The sequence below is a fragment of the Nocardia sienata NBRC 100364 genome (assembly GCF_001613205.1).
GTDB classification, from domain to species: Bacteria; Actinomycetota; Actinomycetes; order Mycobacteriales; family Mycobacteriaceae; genus Nocardia; species Nocardia sienata.
Window position 1 is genome coordinate 1 of the sequence record NZ_BDBX01000048.1, and the last position, 16135, is coordinate 16135.

General features: G+C 68.0%; 13 protein-coding genes. 3 read left to right on the forward strand and 10 right to left on the reverse strand.

Features of this window, described 5'->3' with window-relative positions:
* Positions 1–206 precede the first annotated feature (206 nt).
* Together mfd and NS4_RS23870 are read left to right on the forward strand one after the other, a co-directional pair.
* On the forward strand, positions 207–3821 hold the full coding sequence (mfd, locus tag NS4_RS23865) for a transcription-repair coupling factor (RefSeq protein ID WP_063061744.1): 3615 nt from the start codon (positions 207–209) through the stop codon (positions 3819–3821).
* The gene (locus NS4_RS23870; protein WP_063061745.1) at positions 3818–4573 is read left to right on the forward strand and encodes a nucleoside triphosphate pyrophosphohydrolase; all 756 of its coding nucleotides are present in this window, start codon (positions 3818–3820) and stop codon (positions 4571–4573) included. Before mfd ends, NS4_RS23870 begins: the two co-directional genes overlap by 4 nt.
* Positions 4574–4628: 55 nt before the next feature.
* Here the strand turns inward: NS4_RS23870 and NS4_RS23875 are convergent, their stop codons facing one another.
* A complete protein-coding gene (locus NS4_RS23875; protein WP_063061746.1) occupies positions 4629–5297 on the reverse strand; it encodes a class I SAM-dependent methyltransferase in 669 nt (222 codons plus the stop codon).
* 61 nt (positions 5298–5358) lie between these two features.
* On the opposite strand from NS4_RS23875, the gene NS4_RS23880 reads away from it, so the two are divergent.
* Positions 5359–5997: a TetR/AcrR family transcriptional regulator gene (locus tag NS4_RS23880; protein ID WP_063061747.1), complete on the forward strand. Its 639-nt coding sequence runs from the start codon at positions 5359–5361 to the stop codon at positions 5995–5997.
* A 245-nt stretch (positions 5998–6242) separates the two neighbouring features.
* On the opposite strand, the gene NS4_RS23885 is transcribed toward NS4_RS23880, so the two are convergent.
* The 9 genes from NS4_RS23885 to NS4_RS23925 all read right to left on the reverse strand — a co-directional run bounded on the left by NS4_RS23885 (position 6243) and on the right by NS4_RS23925 (position 16058).
* Positions 6243–6818, reverse strand: coding sequence for a TerD family protein (locus tag NS4_RS23885; protein WP_063061748.1), 576 nt, complete (start codon positions 6816–6818; stop codon positions 6243–6245).
* 223 nt (positions 6819–7041) lie between these two features.
* Positions 7042–7524, reverse strand: a complete 483-nt coding sequence (locus NS4_RS23890) for a pyridoxamine 5'-phosphate oxidase family protein (protein WP_063061749.1) — start codon at positions 7522–7524, stop codon at positions 7042–7044.
* A 249-nt stretch (positions 7525–7773) separates the two neighbouring features.
* The gene (locus NS4_RS23895; RefSeq protein ID WP_063061750.1) at positions 7774–8232 is read right to left on the reverse strand and encodes a flavodoxin domain-containing protein; all 459 of its coding nucleotides are present in this window, start codon (positions 8230–8232) and stop codon (positions 7774–7776) included.
* Between the two features lie 37 nt (positions 8233–8269).
* Complete coding sequence (locus tag NS4_RS23900; protein ID WP_157106207.1) at positions 8270–9646, reverse strand: MATE family efflux transporter; 1377 nt, start codon at positions 9644–9646, stop codon at positions 8270–8272.
* A gap of 59 nt (positions 9647–9705) precedes the next feature.
* Positions 9706–10842 (reverse strand): PLP-dependent cysteine synthase family protein, encoded by a 1137-nt coding sequence (locus NS4_RS23905; protein ID WP_084487652.1) that lies wholly within the window; start codon positions 10840–10842, stop codon positions 9706–9708.
* A gap of 57 nt (positions 10843–10899) precedes the next feature.
* The gene (locus NS4_RS23910; RefSeq protein WP_245665665.1) at positions 10900–12282 is read right to left on the reverse strand and encodes a type III PLP-dependent enzyme domain-containing protein; all 1383 of its coding nucleotides are present in this window, start codon (positions 12280–12282) and stop codon (positions 10900–10902) included.
* Positions 12273–13283 (reverse strand): ornithine cyclodeaminase, encoded by a 1011-nt coding sequence (locus tag NS4_RS23915; RefSeq protein ID WP_063061751.1) that lies wholly within the window; start codon positions 13281–13283, stop codon positions 12273–12275. The genes NS4_RS23910 and NS4_RS23915 overlap by 10 nt, the downstream gene beginning before the upstream one ends.
* Positions 13255–14415 carry a TauD/TfdA family dioxygenase gene (locus tag NS4_RS23920; protein ID WP_063061752.1) on the reverse strand — a complete coding sequence of 387 codons (1161 nt, stop codon included), beginning with the start codon at positions 14413–14415 and terminating at the stop codon, positions 13255–13257. Before NS4_RS23920 ends, NS4_RS23915 begins: the two co-directional genes overlap by 29 nt.
* 434 nt (positions 14416–14849) lie before the next feature.
* The gene (locus NS4_RS23925) at positions 14850–16058 is read right to left on the reverse strand and encodes a DUF7373 family lipoprotein (RefSeq protein WP_063061753.1); all 1209 of its coding nucleotides are present in this window, start codon (positions 16056–16058) and stop codon (positions 14850–14852) included.
* Between the last annotated feature and the right edge of the window lie 77 nt (positions 16059–16135).

Consider the following 16135-nt stretch of genomic DNA (forward strand, 5'->3'; position numbering starts at 1 on the left):
CCCGTCTCGCTCCTGGGCCGAAGGTGCTCAAAGGTCGCCCTCTACGGACGGCCCACCGCACATCGCATGCGCCGAAGGCGCGAGTCTCGGCGGCTGAACAGCGAGACCAAGGGGGTCTCGACCCCGCGCGCCGAAGGCGCGCCATAAGCACAGATACACTCGGCTGGCCCGGTGGAATCGCTTTCGTTCGGCGTTCAGGAGAGAACATGTCTGCCCCACGTCCACCACTGGCGGGACTGGCCGCCGCGGCCGGTGCCGATACCGCGTTGCGGACCGTTTCCGGGATGCTCGGGCGATCGCCGGTGGAGCTGGTGGCGCCGGCGGCGGCGCGGTCGTTCGTCGCGGCGACCATGGCCGCCGAGCAGCCGGTGGTGGTGGTGACCGCGACCGGCCGGGAGGCCGATGATCTGACGCTGGAACTGGGCGAGATGCTGGGGTCGGCGGTCGCGCAGTTCCCCTCCTGGGAGACCCTGCCGCACGAGCGGCTGTCCCCGGGGGCCGATACGGTCGGGCGTCGGCTCGAGGTGTTGCGGCGGCTGGCGCATCCGGAGGATCCGGTGTTCCCGGAACCGCTGCGGGTCGTGGTGACCACGGTGCGGTCGCTGATGCAGCCGATGGCGAGCGGACTGGGCGATATCGAACCGATCGTGCTGCGGATCGGCGGGGAAGCCGATTTCGACGAATTGGTCGCGCGGCTCGTCGAATTCGCGTACACGCGCGTGGATATGGTCGGTAAACGCGGCGAGTTCGCGGTACGCGGCGGCATCCTGGATCTGTTCCCGCCGACCGCGGATCATCCGGTCCGCGTGGAGTTCTGGGGCGACGAGATCACCGAGTTGCGGCCGTTCTCGGTGGCCGATCAGCGTTCGCTCGGGGAGACCTCGCTCGAGACCGTGGTCGCGCCGCCCTGCCGGGAGCTGCTGCTCACCGCGGCGGTGCGCGAGCGGGCCGCGGAGGTGGCGGCGGCGAACCCGGCGGATGCCGCGCTGGTGGAGATGCTGGCGAAGCTGGCCGAGGGTATTCCGGTCGAGGGTATGGAGGCGCTGCTGCCGGTGCTGCAGCCCGGTGAGCTGCGGCTGCTGACCGAGCAGTTACCCGATCGCACCCATCTGCTGGTGTGCGACCCGGAGAAGGTGCGCACCCGGGCGGCCGACCTCATGCGGACCGGTGAGGAGTTCCTGGAGGCGTCGTGGACCGCGGCCTCCTTCGGGAGTGACGCGCCGCTGGGCGCGCACGGACTGGATCTGGCGGCGTCGGCCTATCGCCCGCTCTCCGACATCCAGGCGAGCGCCGATGCGCGGGAACTGCCCTGGTGGACATTGAGCCCGCTGGCGTCCGGGGATCCGTCGGAGGTGGAGTTGCCGGTGCAGTCCGGCCCCACCGCGCGGGGGTCCGACGAACTGGTGGCGACCATTTTCGCGTCGCTGCGCGCGCATGTGACGACCGGTGGCCGCGCGGTGGTGGTCCTGGCCGGGCACGGTACCGCCCAGCGCACATTGGAGCGCCTCGGTGAGGCCGAGGTCCCGGCCGCGCAACTGGAGGCCGGTGCGGAACCGGCGCCCGGAGTGGTCGGTGTGCTGTGCGGGTCGCTGCACGACGGGGTGATCTTCGGGGACGCGGGCCTGGTGGTGGTCGCGGAATCCGACCTCACCGGTAACCGGGTCACCGCGCCGGGCGACGGGAAGCGGCTGCCCGCCAAACGCCGCAACCAGGTGGATCCGCTGGCGTTGAACGCCGGGGACATGGTGGTGCACGACCAGCACGGGATCGGCCGGTTCGTGGAGATGATCGAGCGCACGGTCGGTGGCGCGCGGCGGGAATACCTGGTGATCGAATACGCGCCCGGGAAACGCGGCCAGCCCGGCGACCGGTTGTACGTGCCGATGGAATCGCTGGACCAGCTGTCCCGGTATGTGGGCGGGGAAATGCCCAGCCTGTCCAAGCTGGGTGGCGCGGATTGGGCGAACACCAAGCGCAGGGCACGTAAGGCGGTCCGGGAGATCGCCGGTGAACTGGTGCAGCTCTATGCCGCCCGGCAGGCGGCGCCCGGCCATGCCTTCGGTCCGGATACGCCGTGGCAGCGGGAGATGGAAGACGCGTTCGCGTTCACCGAGACCGTCGATCAGCTCACCGCCATCTCCGATGTGAAGGCGGATATGGAGAAGGCCGTGCCGATGGACCGGGTGGTCTGCGGCGACGTCGGCTACGGCAAGACCGAGATCGCGGTGCGCGCCGCGTTCAAGGCCGTGCAGGACGGGAAACAGGTGGTGGTTCTGGTGCCGACCACTCTGCTGGCCCAGCAGCACCTGCAGACCTTCACCGAACGTATCGCCGGGTTCCCGGTGACCGTGAAAGGCCTGTCCCGGTTCACCGATCCGGCGGAGTCGCGGGAGGTGCTCGCGGGGATGGCCGAGGGGGAGGTCGATATCGTGGTCGGCACCCACCGGCTGTTGCAGACCGGTGTGCGCTGGAAGAACCTCGGCCTGGTGATCGTGGACGAGGAACAGCGTTTCGGGGTGGAGCACAAAGAGCACATCAAGGCGTTGCGCACCCATGTGGACGTGCTGACCATGTCCGCGACACCGATTCCGCGCACGCTGGAGATGAGCCTGGCCGGTATCCGCGAGATGTCGACCATCCTGACGCCGCCCGAGGAGCGGCATCCGGTGCTCACCTATGTCGGTGGCTACAACGACAAGCAGGTCACCGCCGCGATCCGGCGGGAGCTGCTGCGGGACGGCCAGGTGTTCTACGTGCACAACCGGGTGTCCTCCATCGACAAGGCGGCCAAGCGGATCCGCGATCTCGTCCCGGAGGCCCGGGTCGTGGTGGCGCACGGGCAGATGAACGAGGACACCCTCGAACGCACCGTGCAGGGCTTCTGGCAGCGCGAATACGACGTCCTGGTGTGCACCACGATCATCGAGACCGGCCTGGACATCTCCAATGCCAATACGCTCATCGTGGAACGCGCCGATACGCTGGGTCTTTCCCAGCTGCACCAGTTGCGCGGGCGGGTTGGGCGCAGCCGCGAACGCGGGTACGCCTACTTCCTGTACCCGGCGGAGAAACCGCTCACCGAAACCGCCTACGACCGGCTCGCCACCATCGCGCAGAACTCCGATCTCGGCGCCGGTATGGCGGTGGCGATGAAGGATCTGGAGATCCGCGGCGCCGGTAACGTGCTGGGCGCCGAACAGTCCGGACATGTGGCGGGTGTGGGTTTCGACCTCTACGTACGGCTCGTCGGCGAGGCGGTGGAGGCCTACCGCGCGGCCGCGGACGGCAAACCGATCACCACCGAGGAGACCAAAGAGGTTCGTATCGACCTCCCGGTGGACGCGCATATCCCGCCCGATTACATCGCCAGCGATCGGCTCCGGCTGGAGGCCTACCGCAAACTGGCCGCCGCCCACGACGACCCGGCGCTGGCCGCGGTGGTCGAGGAACTCACCGACCGCTACGGGCCGCTGCCCGTGGAGGTCGGCCGGCTCGTCTCGGTGGCCAAACTGCGGCTGCTGGCCCGCGAGTACGGCGTCACCGAGATCGCGGTCACCGGTACCACGGTGAAGATCTCGCCGCTGTCGCTGCCCGATTCGAAACAGATGCGGCTCAAGCGGATCTATCCGAGCGCGAACTACCGCGCGGCCAGCTCGGTGGTTCAGTTACCGCTGCCGCGGGTGCAGGACAGCGTCGGCGCCGACCGGCTGCGTGATGTCGCGCTGCTGCAGTATCTCGCCGATCTGCTGCTCGCCCTCGACGGCAAGGCCGCCGGTGCGGTGGACCTCACGGTCGCGACCGAGGTGAGTCCCGCGCGATGAGCGACGCGCGTGCCGGCCGGCCGGAGCCGGGTGTGCTCGAATCGGAAACCGCTACCGTGGCCGCCGGATTGACCGAGGCGGTGGAGGTGATGGACCGGCTGTGGCGGTTCGGCGGCTGGGAGGTCACCCAGACCCACGATTCGCTGCGCCCGTATCTGCTCGAGGAGACCTACGAACTACTCGACGCGATCCAGCAGGAGGACGCCGGGACGATCCGGGAGGAACTGGGTGATCTGCTGCTGCAGGTGCTGTTCCACTCGCGGATAGCCGAAGCGGCGGGTGAATTCACCATAGATGATGTGGCCGCCGCGCTGGTCGCCAAGCTGGTGAACCGGAGTCCGCACCTGGCCGCCGGACCGGACGAATACGGTTTCGGTGCGGCGGTCACGGTCGAGGAGAAAGTAGCGGCACAGGAAAAGGCCTGGGAGGAAAAGAAATCCGCGGAGAAGACGCGGCGTTCCTGCCTGGACGGTATCGCCATGGCGCAACCGGCGCTGGCGCTGGCGGAGAAGATCTGTGCCCGTAGCGTACGGGCAGGTCTACCAGAGGAACTGATCCCGGATGATCTACGTATCGTCCACCTGGGCGGTTCGGAGAGCGCCGAGGAGCGATTGCGTAAAGCCGCGCTGGCCTTCGCCACCGCGATCCGGCAGGCAGAGGACGCCGCCGAAATCGCCCGGGGCGCCCGGCTTCCGTTGTCCGCACCGGAATGGCTCGAGCACTGGCCGGCCGATATCCAGCGAGACCGCTGATCGGGGCCGTCCGCCCACTACCGGCAGCGGCAGTGCCCTCACCTGCACATGACGGCTAGGTATCGCGGCGCAGCGTGAACCAGAACGTCGGCACCGAGTTGGTGCCCGGTGTGACGTCGAGTAGTGCCCAGCCCGGGAACCTGGTGCGGAGCTCGTCGGCGGTGACACCCGCCGCCCACGACGAGACCTCGGGAACCGGATTGCCGAGCGACTCGGGGCCGTAGCCGAACATCAGCAACCGCGCGCCGGGAGCGGCTCGGCGGGTGAGTCCGGCGGCGTAGGCGTCACGGCGGTGCAGAGGAATTCCGCAGTAGCAGCTCAGGTCGAAGAACAGATCGAAGGGGCCGGACGCGTCCAGTTCGTCGAGACGGGTGGCGTCACCATGCAGGAGGCGTACCGCGACTCCTGCAGCCTCGGCCTTCGCTCTGGCCTGACCGACGGCGCTGTCGATCAGGTCGACCGCCGTCACCTCCCAGCCGTGCCGTGCGAGGTAGGTGGCGTTGGTCCCGGTGCCGCAGCCGAGTTCGAGGGCGCGGCCGGGCGGCAGCGTGTTCTGCCCCTCTACCAGGTCGACAAGCTCTGGTGGCGTCACTCCGGTGTCCCATGGTGCCTTGCCGGCGCGGTAGTAACCCTCCAGCGCGCGGTAGACCGACTCCTCTTCTCGGTCTTCGGGCGTCGTGGTCGAGTCGAGGCCGGATCGCTGGGTGGGGTGTGACCGGTCCATCGTTTCCTCCAACTTATTAGAGTTTCACTCTAGTGAATGTATCTAGAGATACACTTGCACAATGGAGAAGGTCAAGCGGCCGGACAAGCGAGGAGAGCGCGCACGCCGCACCCGTGAGAAGATCGTCGAGGCGGCCCTCGAGCTGTTTCGCACGCAGGGATACGGCGCGACGAGCCTGCAGGAAGTAGCGGATCGGGCGGGTGTGGCCGTCCAGACGGTCTATTTCGTCTTCCACAACAAGCGCACGCTGTTCAAGGACGTCGTCGACACGTCCATCGCCGGGGACACCGAGCCGGTCGCCACCATGGATCGTGAGTGGTTTCGCACCGCGTGCGCCGAGTCCACCGCGGCCGGGCAGCTGCGCGCGCATGTCCGCGGCACTCGCGAGATCCTGGGCCGGGTCGCCCCGATCATGCCGATGATCGCGGCTGCCGCAGCCACCGACCCCGAGATCGCCGCGCAATGGCCGAACGGCCCCGACCCGCGCTACACCGTGCAGTACGCAGCGGCCGAGGCCCTGGTCGGCAAGCCTGACGCTCGCCCCGGCCTCTCTGTCGATACGGCGGCGGACCTGTTGTTCGGCCTGCTCAGCCCGCAGCTCTACCTGGTCTTCGTCCGTGACCGCGAGTGGTCACCGGACAGGTGGGAAGAGTGGGCCCGCGACGCGTTGATCTCCCAGCTCTGCGCCGATCCCGGCTGAGTAGGCGAATGTCACGATCGTCACCCGGCCGGCGATGCCGTGACCGGCCGCCGCCCGGCGCCGGGTGGCGAACGCCGAATATCGCGCGCTGAAGGCGCAACGGTGCAGTCTTCGACGCCATCGCCCTTCGGCTCGGTATCCGCCGCGGCGAATACCTCGAGGGACAACGCGGTGTGGCAGATCAGGTCGGAGCGGGCGGTGGAGATGGCCGGACCGGTGCGCGCCGGGGCCGCACTGTTCAGGAATCAGACGTTGACGCCGTAATCGCGCGCGATTCCCGCCAGACCCGAGGCGTAGCCCTGACCGATCGCCCGGAACTTCCATTCGCCCTGCCGGCGATAGAGCTCGCCGAACACCATGGCGGTTTCGGAGGAGGCGTCCTCGGAGAGGTCGTAGCGGGCCAGTTCGGCACCGGTGGAAAGATCGACCACCCGGATATAGGCGTTGCGGATCTGGCCGAAGGACTGACCGCGCTGGTCGGCATCGTGGATGGAGACCGGGAAGAAGATATTGGTGATCGTCTCCGGCGTATTGGCCAGGTCCACATTGATTACTTCGTCGTCACCGTCGCCCTCACCGGTGAGATTGTCACCCGTGTGCTCGATGGTGCCCTCCGGGGAGCGGAGATTGTTGTAGAACACGAAATGCTGATCGGAGAGAACCTTCAGGTTCGGTCCGGTGGCCAGGGCGCTGGCATCCAGGTCGTAGTCGGCACCCACGGTGGTGCGCACATCCCAGCCGAGCCCGACGGCGATCTTGGTCAGGTTGGGGGCCTGCTTGGACAGCGAGACATTGCCGCCCTTGGCCAGATTGACGCTCATGTTCTCCTTCCCGCGGCGCCGCGGCGCCCGATGATTACGGCGCCGGGGGCCCGGAGGTCACGGCACCGCGTGCACCGATGAGGTGGCCCGGCCGACGCCTGATGGTGAGCGCTGGGACGCGGGGGTTGTTACAGCGCCGGAGTCGCTCGCGTATCAGGTGCGGAAATGCCCGCTGGGCGAAGCTCCGAAGATTTCCGGCAGCAGCGCACCCGGGGCGTCCGGCTCAGATTTTCTCTTCGTTCTCCGCCCAGGACTTCAGCGTTGCCACCCGGTGTTCCAGGGCGCGCAGTTCGCTGTCGTCGAGCACCGTGCGCTGGATCCCCTGCGCGACAGCGAAAGCCGACTGCCGATGATCGTCGATCACGTCCACATCGAGGCGTACCGCCACATAGTCGTCGGCGCCGGGCATCTCCTCGGCGATGACCTTGGCCGCGCCCCGGGCGCACAGCGCCACATTCCCGCCGCCCAGGATGAGCAGCGCCACCTGCGGCCGCTCTCGTAACCGGGCCAGTGAGCCGCGATCGAATTTGAGACTCAACAGGATTCGCCGGTCGCCGGCGCGCACCGGCCACGACACCGGGATGGCGTGCGGCGCGGGATCGGTGGTGACCAGAACCGCGATCGTCTCCTGCGGCCATTCCGGCAGCGCTTCCAGCTCGGGATGGTCGGTTGCGGGATTGTCCGCAGTGCTGATTCCGGCTGCCATATCGTCCCCTCCTGGATCGACGTGGTGCGGCGGGGGTGTGCCGTACCACGTACCAGTCTAGAGGTCGGCGCCCACACGCGCGGCGGAAGCACCGGCCCCGACCTGGGGTGAAACAGCCTGGTGTCGACCGGAAACCGTGGCAGCGCGGGCAAGGCCACCCTCAGAACGGGAGGTGGGCAAGGCCATTCGGGATGTCGGCGGCGGGCGGCCGGATACCGGCTGCGCTCACCGGTTTCCGGGGTCGGTGAGTCAGGCGGGGGTGAGGATCGCGGACTCCAGGGGGAGGGTCCGGACCCATTCGCGACCCAGCACGGCGGCCTTGATCTCGCCGGAGGCGTCGTGGCGGGCGTGCTCGCCGATCTGCACACCGCCGAACGCGGTGAGTTTCTCGGCGGCGATCTCCCCGCCCCGGTTGAATGTGTGGTCGTAGACCGAATCGCCGAGCCCGAACACCGCGAAACGCAGCCCGCTCAGATCGGGACGATACGCATCGAGGGCCTCGAAGAACGGTTCGGCTCCGGTGGGTAGGTCGCCCTCGCCATAGGTGGAACACACGATGATGTGAAAGATCTCCGGCTCGAGTCCGGCGACGTCGAACTCGCTCATATCGAAGACGGAGACCTCGTGTTCGGCCAGTTCCTCGGCGATACCCTCGGCCACCGTCTCCGCTGTGCCCATCTCCGAACCGAACAGGACGACGATCCGCACCGCGTACTCCTTCCGCTCAAACTTTGGAGAGGCAATCCTAACTTATAGACTTCCGTCGTCGGGAAATGAGCAGTGCGTCGTGCTCGTCGAGCAGGCTGAAATATTTGCGCAGCATGAGTGCGGCCGTGGCGGCCAGGCCCGTGGTCAGGCCCCACCACACTCCTGCCGCGCCCAACCCGGCCGGGTACGCCAGCAGCAGTGCTGTCGGCAGTCCGACGATCCAGTAACCGACCACCGACAGCCGGAATCCGGCGTTGGTGGCCTGCAGGCCGCGCAGCAGCCCGGTGCCGATGTTCTGAGCCGCGTCGAAGAACTGCAGCACGATACCGATGAGCAGCAATGACCGGGCCAGCTCCACAGTCGCGGAGTCGGCTGGATCGAGGAACGGGCGCAGTACCAGGTCGGGGACCAGCACATAGGCCAGGCCGGTGACCAGCGTGACCGCCCCGGCGAACCGGAGCGCCAGCCGGGCCAGTCCCCGGGCGCGTACGGTCTCGTCACCGGCGACACTATGGCTGACCAGGACCGACGCGCCGTGCGAGATGCCGATGGCGACCTGGAAGACGATGTAGATCACCTGGTACACCACATTGTGGGCGGCGAGCGCCGCGGGGCCGAGCGCACCCATGACCAGCGCCAGCACCGAGAACATCCCGGCTTCCGAACCGTAGGTGAGGGCGATGGGCGTACCCAGCCGCAGTTCGCCGCCCACGGTCGTCATCCGCACCGGCCACGGCCGAATCGGCAGGATGGCGCCGAGTTCGGGATCGCGGCGCACCATCGTCGCGAACACGGCGAACATGAGCAAGAAGACCAGCGAGGTCGCCACCCCGACGCCGGTCAGGCCGAGCGCGGGCAATCCGGCCCAGCCGTGGATCAGCGCCAGCGCCAGCGCGAGGTTGACCACGATGGAACCGAGCGTCACCGCCAGCAGCGCCTGCGGCCGCTGCATCCCCACGGTGTACTGGCGCAGCACCTGGAACCACAGGCAGGGCAGCAGGCCGGGGGCCAGGGCGACCATGAGCGGCCGGGCCTGCGCCAGCACTCCGGCGTCCTGGCCGAGCCACTGCAGCGACCACCCCAACCCGATGAGTACCGCGCCGCCGAGCAGACCGGCGACGGTGGCGATCAGGAAACTCGACCGCACCACATCACGGACCTCGGGGCCGGGATCGTCGCCGCGTCTACCGGCGGCTCCCACCGCGGCCGCGATCTGGTTGCCGCTACCGGTGATCAACCCGACGCACATGGTGCGGATCTGGTTGAACAGCACCAGGGCCAACCCGCCAGCGGCGACCGCCTGCACGCCGAGGCTGCCCATCAGGGCGATATTGGTGGTGGATACGGCGACCTGCGCCAGTTGGGTGAGCGCGATAGGAGCCGCCAGAGCGAGCAGGCCGGCCGGGGCGAGCAGGCCGGCCGGAGCGGCCGGGCGCCGGCTGTCGGGACGAATTCGCGAGAGGGGTGTGTTGATCACCGGGCCCGCACCATAGTGTCCGATTCCTCCGTATGTTCGTGTTCGTCCGGTCGGCCGACTCGGACGGCGTGGGTATTCCCGGCCACGGCGTCGTTCAAAACGGCCGCCCTCACCGGATGATTGCCCCGGTCGGCGGGAGCGTAGCGCGTCAGCATGGCATGGACTTCACGTTCGGTTTCGGTATCGAGCAGTTCGCGGGCGGCCATCCAGTCGTCGTCGAAGACGGTGTCGAGATATTTCTCGCCGCCGTCGCAGACGATGGTGACCACGGTGGACCCGGCCGGGAACTCCTCGAGCCGGGTCAGCGCGGCATGGACCGAACCGCCCGCCGAACCGCCGAGCATCAGGCCCAGCCGCTGCGAGACCGCACGACAGGTGGCGAACGCGGCCCGGTCGGTCACTTTGACGCCCTCGTCGAGCAGGTCGTAGTCCACTGCCGTACCGATGGTGGCGCCGGGCGGAGTACCGGTGCCCGACTGCCAGTACGGCCCACCCGGTCCGCCGAAGGCGATCGAACCGACCGGTTCCACGCCGATGACCCGTGGAACACAGCCCAGCTCTCGCAGCCGCGTCGCGGTACCGAACAGGGAACCGCCGGTGCCGACCGCGGACAGCAGGATATCGACCCGGTCCACCTCGGCCAGTAATTCCTCGGCGACGGCGTAATAGCCCACGGCATTGGCGTCGTTGTTGTGCTGTTCGGTGAAGAACGCGCCGGGTTGGGCGGCCGCCAGCGCGGCCGCGTGATCCTCACGTGCCGAGGTCGCCAGGTTGTCGTCACCGTCGTCGGCGACGAATACCAGCTCCGCGCCCATTGCCCGCATCGCCCGTAATTTGTCCTTACTCGCGTGATGGTCGACTACCGCGGTGAAACGATAGCCGCGTTCGGCGGCGACCACCGCGAGACCGAGCCCGGTATTTCCGGATGTGGATTCGATGATATGTCCGCCCTCGCGCAGCAAACCCCGACGCTCCGCGTCGAGAACCATTTCCCGCGCCATCCGGATCTTGGCGGCGCCGGTGGGATTGAACTGTTCGAGCTTGAGGAGTAATCGAGTGCCGGACCCGGTGGCGGCCAATTCGAAGAGCGGGGTGCGGCCGATCAGGTCGGTGACACGGGTGACGAGGGACATGGCGGATCTCCTGGGCGTCGATAACGGGTGATGCGTCGAGACCGGGGGCCGACGGTCTCAGTGACGGGATTGATCGAGGGCCCAGCGATACCGGCCGCCCGGCGCTTCGGAGAGCACCACCTTCGGCGGGAGGGGTAATTCGTGAAAGGGCGATTCGTTGGAATCCATCTGATATCCGGCGGTATTCGGGTAGACCAGCAGATCTCCGGTCTCGGCCGCGCGGGGCAGCGGAATCCGGCGCCAGCTCAGCATGTCCGATTCGAGACAGGTGGCGGCGCCGACGACCGTGGCGGTCGGGGTCCCGGGACCATCCGGCCAGAGCACCGGGTCGGGAAGATATTCGCTGTCGAACCACTGTTCGGAAAGGCTCAGGCTGGAACCGTCCACGGTCAGGATTCGATAGGGCTGCCCGTGTTCGTGGCGGGTTTTGCCGCCCTGTACCCGGAAAACCGTGCTGCCCGCCCGGTCCAGCAGGGCCCGGCCCGGCTCGACCGCCAGGGTCGTCTCCGTGCGCCGCAGGCGGCCGGCGAGCTCGTCGCGTCCGAGAATCGCGGCGAGCATGGCGGGGCCGGGTTCGGGAAAGGAATACGGATAGTACGACTCGAACGCCTTTCCGGAGTGGAACCAGCGGCGGGTCACCTGGTCCCGGAACTGCGCCCAGTCGGCGGCGGGAACGTAGTCGACACCGAACCCGCCACCGATGGAAACGGTGGTGGCCGGATGGCCCAGCGCCCGTGCGGCGCGACACCGGTCGAGCAATTGCCCGGCCATTTCGGCGCGGGGGATCGGGTCGTAACCGGAGAGATGGAAACTGAATCCCTGCAGGGAAATCGACGGATAATCGGCCGATTCGGAAACGGCGTGATCGAGTTCCTCGGCCGACATACCGAATCGGCTGGCCGAGGCCGGGGGCAGCGCCCGCAGCAGTATCCGGACCGGGATATCCAGGGCGGCCAGGCGTTTCAGCTCGCCGATACTGTCCACGGCGATCAGGCATCCGTGCCGGGCGGCCAGCCAGTGCAGGTCGTCGGTTTTCTCGGGGCCGGTGACCAGCAGATCGGCACCGCGGACGCCCTGTCCGAGTGCGGCGGTGAGCTCGCCGGTGCTGGATACATCGATACCCGCACCGGCGGTGGCGCAGGCCCGGGCCACACAGGCCGCCTTATTGGCCTTCTTGCCGTAGTACACCGCGCCGGCGACCCCGAATTCGGTGAAAACCCGTTGGAATCCACGGATATTGTCGACCACCCGGGCGGGATACATCAGATGGAAAGGGCCCCCGATGGCGAAGGCGATATCGCCTAGGAGCTGCGGATCGGCGAGGATCCGCTGCTCCCATTGATCGCGATGGGCGGGGACCGGTGCCGCCACGGTCCCCGCGTACCGGCCCGGCGATCCCGATCCGGCGCCGGTGGGGGCATCGGCTCCGGTCAATCCCACAGCGAGACCTCCGTGCCGCGGCCCTCGGCGATCGCTCGTTCGGCCAGGGCGTGGGCCACCGCGATATCGGTGAGCACCAGACCGCTGTTGTAGACGAAGATCTTGTCCTCCGGCCGCTGCCGGGCGACGGCGCGCCGGCTCAGGATCTGCGGCAGCTCCGCGTCCACCCGGCGCAGTTCGCCGTTGTCGTCGGCCATATCGGTGCCGGTCAGCGCCATCTGCTCGGCGCTGGTGGCGATCACCCGGTCCGCGTCGTGCAGCGTGGAGGGGGCCAGCCCGTAGCCCACCAGCACCACTACCGAACCCGGTTTGAGGTGCTCGGATTCGATGGCCACCTCGGTGCCCGGTCCGGCGGTCGCCAGCACCACGTCCGCCGTCCGCGCCGCGGCGTGGGGATCGTCGACGTTCTCCAGTAGTGCGTGCGGGGCGTATTCGGCGAGCTGCCGGTGCACTGCCTCGATGCCCTCGGGATGGGTGCCGTACAGCATCAGTTTGCGCAACTGCGGGTTGGCGGCCAGCAGATGCGGTAGCGCGTTGCGGCCCTGGGTGCCGGTTCCGACGAGCAGCACGGTATCGGCGTCACGGTGCACCGTCTCGCGCACCAGCAGCGCCGATACCGCCGGCGTCCGCAGCGCGCCCACCCGCGCGCAGTCCATCATGGCGATGGGCGCGCCCGTGGTGTCGTCGTACAGCGTGATCGTGGTGTAGTAGCGCTTGGTGGTGCGATCGTGCCCGGGATCGAACTTGTAGGACGTCTTCATGGCGACCACCCGGCGCCGCCCGTCGCGGCCCAGCATCGCGTAGGCGACCGACCAGCCGTCCGGATTGGCCACGCTGAGCTTGCGTGGATTATCCGAATCTCCCGCGGCCAGTGCGATATACGCCTCTTCCACCGCGCGGACCACCTCGGCCGGGGCCACCGGCACATCGGCGAGATCGCCGCGGCTCAGGACACGCAGGGGGGTGGGCCGGTCACGTGTGCTCAACGGATCCTCGATCATCTACTGCACCGTTCCGCTCTGCCCGCGCCCGTTGCGCCGGTAGCGGCGCGAAGGGCGCGATGATTCGCTGACCGTATCCATTCTCCCCGGATTCGGCGGCGCGGCGGGGGCGTTCGGGTAGCCGGATGTTCACCCGTTTGAGCCAGCGGTCGGAGCCGTCATAGCGCGCGGTGAACGGAACCCGGCCGTGAACTGCGACATCGTTATCGACCAGGAGCAGCTCACCGGGTTCGAGACAGGCCAGGACGCATACTCGTTCGAGTTCGTTTTCCAGCCGCTGGTAAGCCGCGCGGTAGTGCGGGCCGGCGTCGGCGAGCGGTGTGTAGGCGGGGTCGAACCGGATCGTGAGGGCCTCGGATCTGCCTTCGTCCCCGGGTTCGCACCAGAGTGTGGGCACCGGTACGGCGGTTTCGCGGTCGAAGCCGGAGCCGTAGGAGACATCCGGCAGGATCGGCAGGGTCGGGGTGCGCAGCACGTCCTGTTCCGCTGCGGTGAGGTCGACCCTGCGCACCGACGAAACGGTGGTGCCGACGCGGTCCGGGTTGCGCAGGCAGCCCAGCAGCAGCAGATTCGCGCGCAGCGGGTGGAAGGCGTCCTCGGTGTGCGGGCTGAGCAGGACGGCGCTGCTGGCCCCGGACTGCTCGAGCTCGTGTCCGGCCGCCGGCACGATGTTGTTGACCAGACGGCCGTCCTGCTGACCGGCCCAGCCGAACGGTTCACCGGCCGCCGCGGCCAGTAGCAGCATGGCGATATCCAGCTCGAACGAGCAGCCGGGACGTCCGGGCTCGGCGGTCCACGCGGTCGCGCTCTGCCAATCCGGTGGGGTGGGACCGATTTCGTCGTCGCGCAGGGGCAGTCGGCGCAGCACACACGCGCCGGCCGTGGTGGCGGGTGGGCGCAAGGCGGTGCGAACTTCCGCGGGGAGTTCACCGGCGCGTGCGGTGATGAGGTCGATCAGGTCGGGGTCGGAGAGGGTGCGCGCGGCAGCGCCCGACGCGGGATCCAGTGTGAACGCGATCTCAGCGGCCAGTTCACGCACCGCCTGTCCGGCGGTCTCGGGTAACTCACGGTGCTCGATATCTTCGATGCTAGGAGGGTGAAACGTCTTACGTTCGGGGAGAACGCTTTTCACCAAAATTTCCCTTCTCGGAATCGTTGTTCGGAGTACCGGCGGTGACGAGTGGAAGCGAAGTTAGTGCGTTCGGACAGCCATGGCAAGGGTAACCTAACTACGGCGTGTGATAGCTGTTACGCATTGATCGCTCGAAGTGCAGGTGGGTGGGTGTGCGGGCGTTGATCGCTCGCGTCACGATGAGACGCAGAACACGGTAAGGCTAGCCTGCCCTTGCGGCAAAATCGGCGCGCCGCGCTGGGGAACGAGAGTGTCCGTGCCACAACGAATTCGGTTGTCCCGATGGCCGGCCGTCCGGGTGGGGCAGCGCACGGGTTCGGGTACACACCCGCACCCTGCGGGCGCCGGTGAAACCGGCTCCGGAAGAAGGGGAATCGTCAACGTCGGAGAAGCGCGGTATCCGACAACAACCTCACGAGTTGTCGGACACGCTGTCAGAGGCTGTTGGCGAGCAGGGCGTACTGGGCCGCGGTCTTCTGCTCGATTTCGTTCTCGTTGTCGCTGGACACCACGCCCACATACCGCTTGTACGTGACGAAGCAGCGGAACCGGTACTGATGCTGCGGATCGCCCTGGGCGTTGAGCTGCAGGCATTTCGCGCCCGGAATGCCGGCCGGGGCCGGACGGGCATCGTAGGCGGTGCCCGTCGATTCGATGAAACCATCCACCAGTATCGGCGCACCCGCCGGATCCTGGACCCGGGCCACCGAACTTCCGTCGGCGTACGCGGTGGCCTCGAACCCGGATTCGTCGAGCAACCGGGCACGGGCGGGCTGATCGTCGGCCGAGTTGATCAGATAGTTGCGACCGTAGACGGCGAATTTGTCGGGATCGGGAACCTGACCCGACCGGTCGGCGACCACGACCCGTGCCAGCAAGTTCTCCGGATCCACCCGGAGATCGGCGAGATCGGCAATGGGCGTGGGGCGGAAGCGGCCGAGCTGGGCCAGCTGGGCGGTGAGGGTTTTGTCCACCCAGGACACCAGATCCGAGCTGTCGGCCTTCGGCCGCTGCACGAACAGTGAGATCACGAACTCGTCGTGGGCCAGGAAGGCGCCGATATTGGCGATCCCGGGCCGCCAGTGCAGCAGCGCGTCGGGATGCTTCTCCGATTTCAGCCGCCGGTTGTCGCGAGAGACCCCGATATCGGCGTCCTCCAGTTCGGTGGCCGCCTTGGCGGCCGCCGAGGTATCGGGAAAGCGCAAGGCCACTACAGTGATCGCGGTGGCCTCGGTATCGGGCCGGGTCTGGCCCTCCGGATCGTCGCGGTCGGCCCCGCTGGCCGCGTAACCGACCACCATCCGGCGATTCTTCAGCACCGGTTCGGACACATTGGCCAGGAAGTCGATCGCGGTCGCGGTATCGGGCAGCACCTTCGAACCGCGGCCGTATTTCAGGGAGGGATCGACCTGGCTACTGGTGACAACCGCCTCCGACATGCGGATACCCTCCAACAGGGGCCCGTTGTCGCCCGCGTCGGCGGGGTAGCTGAACTTGTCGACCGGGAAGTCGCCGACCGCCAGGGTGCGTACGTCGATCTCCCCCGGGACCGGCGTCCCCGCCGAGGAACCGCATCCCGACAGTGCGGCCGCTATCAGAGCGACGACCGCGGCGACGGTGCTGGCACGCGATATCCGAACCATGGGCTGGCCCCTCGTTCCGATCGAAACTGCGGTGTCGAAGTTACCCGACGTAGCGCGATCTCGGGGAGGGGCGTCGT